General features: G+C 42.0%; 14 protein-coding genes. 5 read left to right on the plus strand and 9 right to left on the minus strand.

Translation table 11 applies throughout. The features are described 5' to 3' along the window. The first annotated feature begins 44 nt into the window (after window positions 1–44). Window positions 45–947: an aldo/keto reductase gene (locus ACXAFV_RS21160; protein WP_475129382.1), complete on the plus strand. Its 903-nt coding sequence runs from the start codon at window positions 45–47 to the stop codon at window positions 945–947. 45 nt (window positions 948–992) lie between these two features. On the opposite strand, the gene ACXAFV_RS21165 is transcribed toward ACXAFV_RS21160, so the two are convergent. Further along, window positions 993–1,181: a Fur-regulated basic protein FbpA gene (locus ACXAFV_RS21165; protein ID WP_475129384.1), complete on the minus strand. Its 189-nt coding sequence runs from the start codon at window positions 1,179–1,181 to the stop codon at window positions 993–995. Window positions 1,182–1,700: 519 nt separating this feature from the next. Continuing rightward, on the minus strand, window positions 1,701–2,030 hold the full coding sequence (locus tag ACXAFV_RS21170; protein ID WP_475129386.1) for a hypothetical protein: 330 nt from the start codon (window positions 2,028–2,030) through the stop codon (window positions 1,701–1,703). A gap of 345 nt (window positions 2,031–2,375) precedes the next feature. On the opposite strand from ACXAFV_RS21170, the gene ACXAFV_RS21175 reads away from it, so the two are divergent. The 3 genes from ACXAFV_RS21175 to ACXAFV_RS21185 all read left to right on the plus strand — a co-directional run bounded on the left by ACXAFV_RS21175 (window position 2,376) and on the right by ACXAFV_RS21185 (window position 5,408). After that, window positions 2,376–3,662 (plus strand): GntP family permease, encoded by a 1,287-nt coding sequence (locus ACXAFV_RS21175; protein WP_475129387.1) that lies wholly within the window; start codon window positions 2,376–2,378, stop codon window positions 3,660–3,662. A 157-nt stretch (window positions 3,663–3,819) separates the two neighbouring features. After that, window positions 3,820–4,596 carry a 3-hydroxybutyrate dehydrogenase gene (locus ACXAFV_RS21180; protein ID WP_475129389.1) on the plus strand — a complete coding sequence of 259 codons (777 nt, stop codon included), beginning with the start codon at window positions 3,820–3,822 and terminating at the stop codon, window positions 4,594–4,596. A gap of 176 nt (window positions 4,597–4,772) precedes the next feature. Next, window positions 4,773–5,408, plus strand: a complete 636-nt coding sequence (locus ACXAFV_RS21185; protein WP_475129391.1) for a YczE/YyaS/YitT family protein — start codon at window positions 4,773–4,775, stop codon at window positions 5,406–5,408. Between the two features lie 61 nt (window positions 5,409–5,469). Here ACXAFV_RS21185 and ACXAFV_RS21190 read toward each other — a convergent pair whose 3' ends face one another. The 4 genes from ACXAFV_RS21190 to ACXAFV_RS21205 form a co-directional block, all read right to left on the minus strand. Beyond that, complete coding sequence (locus ACXAFV_RS21190; RefSeq protein WP_475129393.1) at window positions 5,470–5,814, minus strand: hypothetical protein; 345 nt, start codon at window positions 5,812–5,814, stop codon at window positions 5,470–5,472. A 144-nt stretch (window positions 5,815–5,958) separates the two neighbouring features. After that, window positions 5,959–7,371, minus strand: coding sequence for a SpoVR family protein (locus ACXAFV_RS21195; RefSeq protein WP_475129395.1), 1,413 nt, complete (start codon window positions 7,369–7,371; stop codon window positions 5,959–5,961). A gap of 161 nt (window positions 7,372–7,532) precedes the next feature. Next, entirely contained in the window at window positions 7,533–8,714 is a 1,182-nt protein-coding gene (locus ACXAFV_RS21200) for an MFS transporter (protein WP_475129397.1), read from the minus strand. 298 nt (window positions 8,715–9,012) lie between these two features. Next, complete coding sequence (locus tag ACXAFV_RS21205) at window positions 9,013–9,330, minus strand: DUF3889 domain-containing protein (protein ID WP_475129399.1); 318 nt, start codon at window positions 9,328–9,330, stop codon at window positions 9,013–9,015. Window positions 9,331–9,499: 169 nt separating this feature from the next. Here ACXAFV_RS21205 and ACXAFV_RS21210 point away from each other — a divergent pair, with 169 nt between their 5' ends. Then, on the plus strand, window positions 9,500–9,754 hold the full coding sequence (locus ACXAFV_RS21210; RefSeq protein ID WP_475129401.1) for a YhdB family protein: 255 nt from the start codon (window positions 9,500–9,502) through the stop codon (window positions 9,752–9,754). Between the two features lie 342 nt (window positions 9,755–10,096). Here ACXAFV_RS21210 and ACXAFV_RS21215 read toward each other — a convergent pair whose 3' ends face one another. Genes ACXAFV_RS21215 through ACXAFV_RS21225 form a run of 3 tightly spaced genes read right to left on the minus strand, consistent with a single transcriptional unit; the run spans window position 10,097 to window position 12,424 of the window. Next, the gene (locus ACXAFV_RS21215; protein ID WP_475129403.1) at window positions 10,097–10,639 is read right to left on the minus strand and encodes an NADPH-dependent FMN reductase; all 543 of its coding nucleotides are present in this window, start codon (window positions 10,637–10,639) and stop codon (window positions 10,097–10,099) included. A gap of 23 nt (window positions 10,640–10,662) precedes the next feature. After that, window positions 10,663–11,298: a response regulator gene (locus tag ACXAFV_RS21220; RefSeq protein WP_475129405.1), complete on the minus strand. Its 636-nt coding sequence runs from the start codon at window positions 11,296–11,298 to the stop codon at window positions 10,663–10,665. Between the two features lie 10 nt (window positions 11,299–11,308). Further along, a complete protein-coding gene (locus ACXAFV_RS21225; protein ID WP_475129407.1) occupies window positions 11,309–12,424 on the minus strand; it encodes a GAF domain-containing sensor histidine kinase in 1,116 nt (371 codons plus the stop codon). Window positions 12,425–12,560 lie beyond the last annotated feature (136 nt).

Below are 12,560 nucleotides of genomic sequence, written 5' to 3' on the forward strand. Positions count from 1 at the left end.
CTTATTGAAAGTGACTGCATACTGACAGGAAATGGGGTATACATATGGAAAGAATCACAATGAATGAAGAATTATCATTTTCCCGTATCATACATGGATTATGGAGACTTTCAGAATGGAATCAATCAAAGGAAGAGACTTTGTCATTGATTGAATACAACCTTGAAAACGGCATTACTACATTTGACCATGCAGATATTTATGGATCTTACACTTGTGAAGAGATCTTCGGGGAGGCCCTTTCTCTGAAACCTTCTCTAAGACAAGAGATGGAGATTGTTACAAAATGCGGCATCGTACTTCCATCGAAAAACCGTCCACAGAATAAAACGCATCATTACAATACGAGTAAAAAGCATATATTGTCGTCAGTGGAACAATCATTAAAGAATCTGCGCACTGATTACATTGATGTACTGCTCATTCACCGCCCAGACCCGTTCATGGATGGTCAAGAAGTTGCAGAAGCCTTTACCCAGCTGAAGGAACAAGGAAAGGTCCGCCATTTCGGGGTATCCAATTTTAAGGAACATCAATGGAACATGCTGCAATCCTACCTGCCATTTCCATTAGTGACCAACCAGATTGAATTATCCGCTTACCAGCTTGAAAATGTTGAAGATGGCACACTGAATCTCTGTCAGGAAAAAAGAGTGGCACCAATGGCTTGGTCTCCGCTTGCAGGTGGAAACATCTTCTCCGGTCAAGATGAGAAAGCCGTCCGCCTGCGTGAAACACTGAAGAAAATACAGGGTGAGACCGATGCAAAAGGAATTGATTCCATTCTTTATGCATGGCTATTGAATCATCCTGCTGGTATCATGCCGATCGTAGGTTCAGGGAAAAAAGAACGTATTCAAAGAGCAATCGATTCGTTAGCCATCGAATTAAATCATGATCAGTGGTTTGAGATCCTGCAAAGCTCTATGGGTCATGATGTTCCATAAGAAATAGCATAAAAAAAGACGATCCTTCACAAAAGGTTCGTCTTTTTAACTTATCAGATCATTTTTGCTTACATAATACTCAATGTATACTTCCTGAAGTTCGCTCATCGATAATTCATAAAGCTGTTTGCCGAAATATTTATAAACACCTATTCTCAATAGTTGTTGAATATAAAAGTCTTTTTTATTTTCAGGTGAATTTACATTGTTTGGTTTACTTTCTTGGTGCAGCATTTTTCATCCCTCCACTTGGGGATATACCCCAATGAGAGATCGTGTTAAACCAACCGATTGTTTTTTTCCAACATTTACTTGAGGGTATTAGGCTGCTTTTATTCCAGCGTAGGTTTTTAATACCGCTATTGATTTCCGTGCAAGACTTCGCTTTCCGCGGGTAGCTCGTCGTCGCATTCGCTCCTGCGGGGTCTCACATGTCTAGCTGCAGGGCTTAGAGGCACATGTCATAAGCCAAACCGACCAAGAAGGCAAAGAGCTGCCTTCCAGGCCGATTCGTCTTATGCCACCCGCCTCTGAGCAAAGCCCTTCCGCTTTTCTAATTAGCTACTTTTCCCGCAGGAGTCTTCGCCTTGCACTCCAATCAACCGCTGGAAAAAGCTGAAAATATCAGAGAGTACATTTGAATAAACCTCATGGAGTTGGAATCTCGGGTACGAGTTCGTTCTGGTTTTTCTGGACTAAAACCTTTTCCCGGGCTCAATAAAAATGCCCAGGTTCGCAAACCTGGGCTTTCTCTTAATTCTGCTGAAGCTGCTTTTTCTTGTCACGCTTTATAAAGAAATCAAGGCCTGCCCAGAAAACAACCGAAATGATTGCAAAGTACGCAATGGCAAAATAGATGTCTTCCGTTTTCCACTCAAGTCTTGGAATCAAAAGTCCCAACCCGCCTGATACTACATAATAAACACCAATCATTTGTAAATACACTTTTCTTGGCGTTTCAATATTCTCCAGATAGCCTTTTCCTGCTTTGCCAAAGAAAATAGCTATTCCTCTTAAAATAATATAAGCAGAAAATGCTATGATGATAGCTACAACAAACTCCTGATTAAATACGTCTGCCATAATCTTTCTCCTTTCCGACTATTCCGATTTCCCTCTATTCCTTGTACATTTGAACCCGTCATCAGACAAGAAGGTTATTTATTATGTCTGTTAACATTCCATCTATGTAAGGTATTATCTAATGGTTTAAAGATACGGATTACATTATTTATACCTTACCATGATTCAACGGGAAAAAGGTAACAGTTTAATTCTTAATAAAGGATAAATCCAATCAAAACGAAATTCAAGTATATATTCTTGATAATTTTTTACTATTTCTTGACTTTTATTTTTTCACCAAAATTCACATAAAGCCTTGAGCTATAGGAAGAATAATAGCAAATGAATAATCAGAGGTGAATTATGACTAGCATTATTGTTGGATTACTCCTTCTTATGTTATTAGCTTACTTAGGCTGGTCCATTATATGGATTGCTCCTTTGGTAGCAGGATTGGTTGCCCTCATGAGTGGACTTGATCTGCTGCCTGCGTATACAGAGACCTATATGACCGGCTTTGTGGATTTCGCCAAGAAATGGTTTCCAGTATTTCTTTTCGGGGCGATTTTCGGAAAACTTATGGAGGATGTTGGGGCTGCACAATCGGTTGCCTATAAAATTACGAGTATCATTGGAAAGGACCGTGCCATTCTTGGTGTTCTCATTGCAGCATCCGTTTTGACATACGGAGGTGTAAGCCTGTTCGTGGTGGTCTTTGCAATCTATCCATTGGCCATCGCAATGTTCAGGGAAGCGGATATTACACGAAAACTGCTTCCACCAGTATTTGTACTTGGTGCATTCACTTTCACGATGACCGCCATTCCCGGTACGCCTCAAATCCAGAACTTGATACCGATGGATTATTTTAAGACGTCTCCGACTGCCGCACCTATCATCGGGATTGTCGGCGGATTGATCATGGCGGCAGGTGGATATTTTTATTTAAGATGGCGTCAAAGCATGTTCACAAAAAAAGGGGATACATTCACCGAGCCTAACGAGGGCAACGAAGTAAAGGAAATAAACAAAGATGAGCTGCCTAATTTCTATTTGTCCTTTTTACCTTTAGTGATCGTGGTAGTTACATTGAATGTATTCGACTGGAATATTTTAACTTCTCTCTTGGTAGGTATCCTTTCCATACTCTTGATAAATTTCAAGCATTTCAAGAAGTTCATCTCGTCCATAAACGGAGGTGCCAAAGGTTCTGTCATGGCGGTCATCAATACAAGTGCCGCTGTAGGATTCGGTGCTGTCGTAACTGCAGCTCCGGGTTTTAAAACGCTGACTAATCTGATTCTTGGCATCAAAGGAAACCCGGTTATTTCAGAAGCCATTGCCGTTCAGGTATTGGCTGCGATTACCGGCTCGGCATCGGGAGGAATGGGCATTGCACTCGAGGCATTGGGCGATAAATATTATGAACTGTCCCAAACATCCGGAATCAGTGCAGAAGCATTTCACAGAATCGCTTCCATCTCATCCGGTGCATCCATCCTGCCTCATAATGGGGCACTGCTGACACTGTTTGCTGTTACAGGTCTAACCCATAAAGACTCATACCTCGATGTCGCAGTCGTCGGTTTATTGATTCCGACAGTGGCTGAAATCGTTTCCATCATTTTAGCGAATATGGGAATTTATTAATTTGGTTTTTAATGTTGGTTTATAAAAAATAGGTAATGTAAATAGAACGTTTTGTGGCTAGTCAGCTTGAGCCACACACTTTTATCACTGCGAAAAAACCTTTTAGAAACAGACAAAATTAAAAATCTATTTAAAAAATATTGGAGGTTCATTCATCATGGTAAATGAAAAAGTGGTATTTATCACCGGGGCTGCACGCGGCATCGGATTTGAGATCGGGGAACATTTTGCGCAAAACGGCGCTAAGGTTGTATTATCTGATATTAATCAGGAAGGACTTGATGAAGCCGTTGATGATTTAAAAGACAGAGGGTTCGATGCTATTGGTATCAAGTGTGATGTTACGAATGAAGATGAAGTCAAAGCAGGGATCGATAAAACTGTCGAGCATTATGGAAGAATCGATGTATTGATCAATAATGCAGGAATCCAGCATGTGGCTCCCATCGAAGAATTTCCCATTGAGAAATTTGAGCTGCTCATTAAAATCATGCTGACTGCCCCATTCATCGCGACTAAGTTTGCTTTTCCTCATATGAAGAAGCAAAAATTCGGGCGTATTATCAATATGGCTTCCATCAACGGTCTGATCGGATTCGCCGGGAAAGCTGCCTATAACAGTGCAAAACACGGTGTTATCGGACTGACAAAGGTGTCTGCACTTGAAGGAGCAGAACACGGCATCACGGTTAATGCAATGTGCCCTGGCTATGTGGACACACCTCTAGTCCGGAACCAGCTTCAGGACATCTCCACAACAAGAGGAGTACCTCTGGAAAAAGTGCTGGAAGATGTCATTTATCCGCTCGTACCGCAAAAAAGATTGCTATCAGTAGAGGAAATCGCTGATTATTCAATGTTTCTCGCAAGCGATAAGGCGAAAGGTGTCACAGGTCAGGCTGTCGTTTTAGATGGCGGGTATACGGCACAGTAAGCAAGGGGCTAAAAGACCCACCAAAAACACATGAGAATCGGATCAGGATCCTGATCCGATTTTTTCGTTCAACCAGCCACAAATAATAAAATTAGGAAAACTGTCCGTTTCTACATACGTGTTTTTATTGTAAAATATTGTATAGTGAAAATTAGTATTAAGGAAAAGGAGAAGCTATGAAAATCTATTGGCAATTGGGCTATTTTATCATCGGATTACTCATTTTCAGTTATGGCATCAGCCTGTCGATCAAGGTGCAGTATTTAGGCATTCACCCGTGGGATGTGTTGAATATCGCCTTGTTCGAAAAAATCGGGCTGACCATCGGAACATGGAATATCATCATTGGAGCCGCGATGATAGTGGGTACACTTCTATTGAAGGGTAAATATGTCCGCGTGGGTACAATCATCAATGGAATTATGGTTGGTGTCCTTGTAGATTTTTTTCTTCACTTCAACCTGCTTCCTCCTCAAACGAAATTAGTCGGTGATGTACTCCTGCTTCTTGCTGCCATTGTCTTGATGGGGATTGGCGGGGGATTATACTCTGCGGCCCACCTGGGGACGGGACCTCGTGATGGGTTCATGCTGACGATATCAGACAGGACAGGTCTCTCAATCAGCTCAGTAAGAATCATATGTGAATGCTGTGTATTACTGTTGGGACTACTGCTTGGCGGCCCGGTCTTTATTTTTACATTTATTTATACTTTCATCCAGAGCCCGATTTTTCAGAATACATTTCTTTCGTTTACCCGCATTCTGGACACACGATTTCCGGAGCCTGATCGGAGAATGAAGGCCGGTTGACCTTACCCTTGAATGCAGTTAAAAAGAACAAGCCCAGCGGCTTGTTCTTCCGTTGATATACCTATGTCATCTCGCATGCGACCAAACCGTATTGCTGATATGGATCTAACTGCTTTACAAACTGGAAGAGCTCCTGCACCTTAATGTCTCCCATATCCCTTTTATAGTAGTCCTCAAGCAGCGAGAGGATCTCATCAGGATACATGGGGCATGTATGACTTCCCCAATCCGTCTGCCTTCCTTCGATACGATTATAGTAAATGTCATCTAACACCGAAAAAAACAAATCATATCCTTTTGGGAAAAATTCACTTATCCTTTTAGGATAATTATGATTCCAGTCGCCCCCCTCATAATGAAATGTCTGATCTGTAAGGTCGCCTATGAATACTTCAACATCCGCCATATTGAGTTCCCCCTCACCCCATAACTTGTTTACTACTATATATAAGCCTGTCCACGTCATTTAGAACAGGAAAAACTGTGGTGCTTTTTTTGAAGTAATAGAAAAAAACCGATTCCTTCAAATAGAAATCGGTTATCCTCTGGCTTATAGATACTTTCTCTGCACACTCCGTCCATCATACGTAAACAGCATATCGCGGTTTTCCACATGTGTTTCGATATGAACCGGTCTGCCCCAGAGACGGTGAACGTACGGCAGCACTTTTTCCAAATACTTAATATCAAGCTCCACATCTTCGTACCAATGTTTAAGATAAAGTTCCCCGCTCTTCATATAGTCACCGTCATTCACCGTAATATATGGGAAACCTCCATTGACCCTCATGCTTACAAGCTGATCACGTACAGCGGTCCATTCTTTATCAACAATCTTATAATCCTTTCCTTGCTTCTGGAAGAGGTACATATCCTCCCTCATCACAAGATCTTTCGTTAAATAATTGCGTAAAAAGGAGATGTCTGATTCGATTTCCCGCACTTCGAACATTTTATCGCGTCCCGAATCTGGTTTCACACCCCGCTTCTTCATCTCTTCCGTTGGGTTATTATATCGTTCTTCAATATCTTCAAAAATTTTCAACCCCAAATAGTATGGGTTGATTCCTGTACGCGATGGCTGTACGACGCCTGCATTCAGTTTGGCAAACTCAATCGCCTCACCGCTTGTCAGATCCATCTCACGGATAATCCGCTGATGCCAATAGGAAGCCCAGCCTTCATTCATGATCTTGGTTTCAAGCTGCGGCCAGAAATACAGCATCTCTTCCCTCATCATTGTCAGAATATCCCTTTGCCAGTCTGTCAGTTCACGGCTGTATTGCTCGATGAATAGAAGCAGGTCCTTTTCAGGCTGCGGCGGGAACTTCTTTTTCACTTTCTTGGTTTTGCGTTTTTTCGGTTTATCATCAAGCGACCATAAATCATCATAAGGAGTGACTGGATTCACTTCTTCTTCCACCCATTCCACATCCTCCATCGTCCATGAAAGCTTAGGCCTCATTAAGGAAGGATCGATATGTTCATCGATCGCAAGAACTGCATCGAGAAAGTTTTCAACTTCCCGCTTGCCATGTTCGATTTCATACCTTCTTACACGATCGGCTGTCGCCGCCATGCTTTCCACCATATCCCGTTTTGTATTATCAAATCTCACATTATTTTTAAAGAAATCACAATGCGCCAGTACGTGCGCAACAATCAACTTATTTTGTATCAATGAGTTGGAATCCAAAAGAAATGCATAGCATGGATTTGAATTAATGACAAGCTCATAAATTTTACTGAGTCCCAGGTCATATTGAAGCTTCATTTTATGAAATTGCTTCCCAAAGCTCCAGTGAGAGAAACGAGTCGGCATCCCATAGGCACCAAATGTATAAATAATGTCAGCAGGACAGATTTCATATCTCATCGGATAAAAGTCGAGGCCGAATCCGGCAGCTATTTCAGTGATTTCACCAATCGCTTTCTGCAATTGTTTTTGTTCCTCTTGGTTCATGGTCATCCCCCTCTTTTTACTCTTATCACAATGTATGAGAAGAAGAGCTGATTCATGAGAAGAAAAGGACTCTGTTTCTGCCGGGATGATTTTTTCCGATTCCAGGTTCAAAAAAATAAAAGGCTGTACCATCAAAATTGATGAAACAGCCTTCCTTACATCTAAGCTTTTCTTAATGACTGGATCGGAATCAGAGTGAGCATCAGCAGGATTGCTGAAATGGAAAAAATGATTTGTACACTCGTGAATTCCAAGAGCATCCCCATCCCTAAAGATGACAGTCCAAATAAGAGAGTAGTCAACGCCCCCTGCGCAGCATATATCTTCCCGATCTCTTCATGAGGTGAACTTTCCTGCAAATATGTCTGCAAAACGATGGTTTTTATCTGATCGAATGCACCGAAGATCAAAGATAGAACCAGTGCGAGGAGGGCCGCTTTGTTCCAGGCAAAAACCAGTGTTACAATGGATGTCATGATCATGCATACCGGAAGCCAAACGCCCCGTCTCCGTGAAAAAAAGCCGTGAAGTTTGAACACAAGATAAGAAGCAATCACCAAACCGACGAAAAAGCTACTGTTGATAAAACCCCACCAAGCTTCACTCCGATTCAGGACCAGGTCCACATAAAGATAAAGAACGGCAGCAATCCAAACGGCTCCAGCTGCAGATTCCAAACCGTAGATAAAGAATATATTTCTCAGCCGTTCATTGGTCCTCACTTCAGACCAGCCTTCCCCAAATTCTTTCCACCAGTATTTCTTTTGCTGGAGAGTGGTGCCCGGGATGACCGGAAGTTTGAGCATATATAGCGTGCTGGCAAGAAACAGCAAAATGACAAGTACGAATAAGAGGCTTTCATTCATTAATGTGAGCAATAATCCGCCGAGAGCCCAGCTTGAGAATTGAATGGTTTGGTCGACGGTCGATAAAAAACCATTCGCCCCCATCAATTCTTCACGCTTCACAATAAAGGGTATATATGCGTTTCTTGCCGGCAGTGCCCAGCCGTCCAAAAAGGATATCATACTTGCGAGCGCTAAATAGAGCCATACATTCCCTATTGAATATAAAACAATCGCCAAAAAAAGAATAAGCAGCAATGTCTTTGCGAGCTGGGAATACGCTATCAAGGATTTCATTTGTGAACGATTCAATAACAGAGGTGCCATCACACTGCTGATGAATCTCGAAAATGTAATCACCAACGGCACTGCAGTCAAAAATACCGGTGAAGCTGTGACCGTATGAATCAGGGAAATCAATGCCACGATGTAAAAGATATCCCCCATATTCGCCAGTGCCTGACCGATCCAAAGATGCTGAAATGATTTAGAAGCCATGTCTTTTCCTCCCAATATTCAATTTATATTTAAGGTGAAAGACATATCACATTGGATGAAGGCTCCTCTCTCATTTCATAATGATTTTATTTTATCAAACAATTCTGACGGTGAACACCATAAATAAATTTATACAAACAGATAACAAAAGGTTTCCTAGTCTGCCGATATGTTTTACTTGACTAGCGTGCACGTTTTTCCGTTAGTCGATTGCCGAATAAAAGGACTCAATCTTCAATAAACAGCAAAAAACTGACTTAATTCGCATCATGCGATTCTAAGCCAGTCCTATGATGATTCATTTCTTCTCTGCAACAGTAATATTCAACGTCTTCTCATTTTCAAGATCATGTACCACTTTCACAATGACTACCTTCTCTTCATTATTATCCTGAACGGTGAATTCAAAAGAATCCGCAAGCTTGTTTTCGTCTATCTTTTGACGTCCTTGATACTTATAGTCCTTTAAAGGCTGCCCAGGATAATCTTCCTTTATGACAGCTGTCGCTATGCGGCCGAACTTCTCATAATCCGAAGGCTGCGGCTGCTGGGCATGAACATTGCTTGAAAATAAAAGAACAAATACGGCTGCCAGCATCATCATTGACTTTTTCATTTAATCACCTCTTATGTCTTCTCATTACATAGGATGATGTAATAAATAAAAAATATTCACCCAATAGAAGGAAAGTCAGTACAAGCAGGAGTACCAAGTTTTTCAGAGAAAATAATGCTGAGTTTCTTCACACAATAAGATTACCCCCTTCAGAAGGAGGGAAACAAAAGTGAACAAAGTCGACTATGACAGGGCCTTGTACTACACCCACCGATCGGAATGGGATAACCTGCTCATTCTGATGGTAAGGACGAAAGATGACCTTCTTTCGAAAAGAATTGAACAATTCTTGCACGCCTATCACTTTTCAAAGGATTATGCCGTTATCGAGCGCAACCTATACACATTACTGCGATATGTAGAACATGCAAATTACACCTTCAGTGTCGAGCAACCACTTGAGGAAACATTTGCAGAAATGTAAAAAGAGAATTCCACCTAACCGTGCTGATTCAACAGTTTTTACTGTTGAATCAGCTTTTAGTATTTGCATACAGTCGGCTTTTATGTATAAATCACCATCTTAATGGTGAAGAGGTGGATTAAATGTTTATCGGACATTTTTTGGATTTTGCGGGCAAAAATTTTGAGTTGCGGACGATTCATTCGATTTACGGACAAAAATCCGGAAATGCGGACAATTCTTTGTGGTTTACCGACAATTCTACAAGAATCGACATCAAAAGGTCACTTTCACAACCTGCCAGACACAGGACACAGCACAAAAAAAGAAACCGACACCAAGCGTCAGCTTCCAAACATTTAATTATCTCGATGTTGTTTCATTCTTAACAATCTCCGCTGCCTTTATATATACTTTCAATTCCTGTACCATATCATCTACCAATTTTGCCGGTTCTTCCATCAAACCATCATTGTCGTAATCAAAACAGTGAGGGTCCAGTACCAGCTGCTTCGGAATGACATTTGCATAAACGCCCCTCGCCACTATACGAAGATTATTCAGACAGTTGATCCCGCCTTTCCCTCCACCTGCACATGTTAGCAAAGCCACCGGTTTATGCGCGAATTGCTCGCTGCTCAAGAAATCCAGTGCATTCTTCAATGCCCCGCTCATCCCGCTGTGATATTCGGGGGAGGCTAAAATGACCGCATCGGCATTCTTCACTTTTTGTTTGAGCGACTGTACGGAATGAAGCTCAGCCTGTTCCTGTTCACCTGTATAAAGAGGCAGGGTACCATCACTGAGATCAATCAAATCGGCATTATACGTTCTTGCGATGAAACGCGCTGCAATGCCTGTTCGTCCCCTTTTTCTTGGGCTGCCATTTATAACCACGATGTTCATTTTTTACTACGTCCTTTCTGTTTTCAAACCAGATTATGTTTCACGGCATATAGTGCCGCTTGAGTTCGATCGGATACTTCAAGCTTTAAGAATATGTTCGAAATATGGGTCTTGACCGTCTTTTCCGTTATAAACAAGCTTGATGCAATTTCTTTATTACTCTTCCCTTTTGTCAGCTCGACCAAAACATCTTTTTCCCTTTTTGTAAGAGCATGGATTTTATGTGGGGGATCTTGCTTAGAAATTCTCGTCAAAAGATGATTGGTTGCTTTTGGATGAAGGGAGTTTTCTCCTGATAGCAGCTTTCGAATGCTCTCTACCAGCTCATCCGGCTCAATATCCTTTAATTGATATCCCGCAGCCCCGGCTTCAATTGCCGGGATGACATGGTTTTGATCGGAAAAACTCGTCAGCATGAGAATCTGGATGCCGCTGCCATGCTTCTTTTTGATTTCTTTCGTTGCTTCAATCCCATCCTTGACCGGCATCATGAGGTCCATCAAGATTAGGTCAGGCTGCAAGCTATCCGCCAATTGAACGGCTTCTGCACCATTTTTCGCTTCACCTACGATTTCTAAGTCCTTTTGCGTTTTCAAAAAGAAAACAAGACCCCTTCTCACTACGTGATGATCGTCTGCAATCAAGATACGAATCGTCATACCGGTCCTCCTAATAAGGTATCTTTACCGTTAATTTTGTTCCTTTTCCAAGTGCACTTCTCACATGAAACGTTCCTCCCAAGCTCTTAACCCGTTCCCTCATGCTTTCAATCCCGATGGAGGGCAGCAGTTGACCTTCATCATATTGAAAACCATATCCCTTGTCTTCAATTGTAAGAGCGATCCTATTACCATCGTCTTTTAAGAGGTAGCTGATATTCTTCACTCCTGAATGTTTTTTACAGTTATTCAGCGCTTCCTGACTGACCCTCCAGAGTACTTCTTCTACTTTTGAGCTTAAGGAGATGACTCCTTCCACCCTTGCTTCGAGCTTCAGCCCCAGCATGTCAGAATAGCCTTTCGCCGCTTCCACCAACCCATTTTCCAGACCATGCGGCCGCAGCTGCCAGATAAGGGCACGCATCTCGGATAATGCTTCCTGGGCGAGGGTCTGCACCGTTTGAAAAGTCTCCTTCACTTCATCTTCACAGGTCATCTCTGCACCGCCTCGTGCTGTCAGCGTCAGAGAGAATAATAATTGATTTACAGAGTCATGAAGATCCCTTGCCAGCCTATTTCTTTCCGCAAGCAGGGCGATCTCCTGTTCTTTCTTAGTAAGGGCGATCCGTTTTATCGCTGAGCCTATTTGAAAGGCGACCGATTCCAGCAGTGCCAATTCGTCTTTGGAAAAATGGGTTTTGTGAGGAGCTGCTACATTCAACAATCCATAAGCCTCGTCACCGGATTGTAAGGGGACCGTCGCGTGATAGGTGATATCATCGGTTTCCCCCCTATCCTCTTCGATGGCTTTTTCTATTCTTTGGCATTCGATGATATTCGAGGCTTTCGTCAGCTTCCCTTTGCGAAAACGATTGACGCACCAGCACCCGCCGTTATGCATCAATTCACAACCGTTGTTTTCCAGGGATTCAGGCAGATCTTCATAAGACGCCAACTGATGCTTTCCTCCTTCTTCTATAAAAAAGATCCATCCGGTCGTAAAGCTTGTGCCTTTGATTAATTTTTTCAAGGCACCGTGGAGCATATCACTTTGCTCGGTTTCGTTATTCAGGAATTCGGCAATTTCTTTTAAAAGCTCGATATTTGAAAGTGCCTCCTCATTCATTGTCATCGTCCTCTCTAGTCTCTTATTATTATTATACAGTTTTGATCGCAATTCGATATTCTAAGAAAGAAGGAATTTTTCTACGACTTTTTACTGAAAACGTTTGTTCTTTTCAGTTTCTGATTTATTGAGGGAT

The sequence above is a fragment of the Rossellomorea sp. ABR4_012 genome (assembly GCF_056159545.1).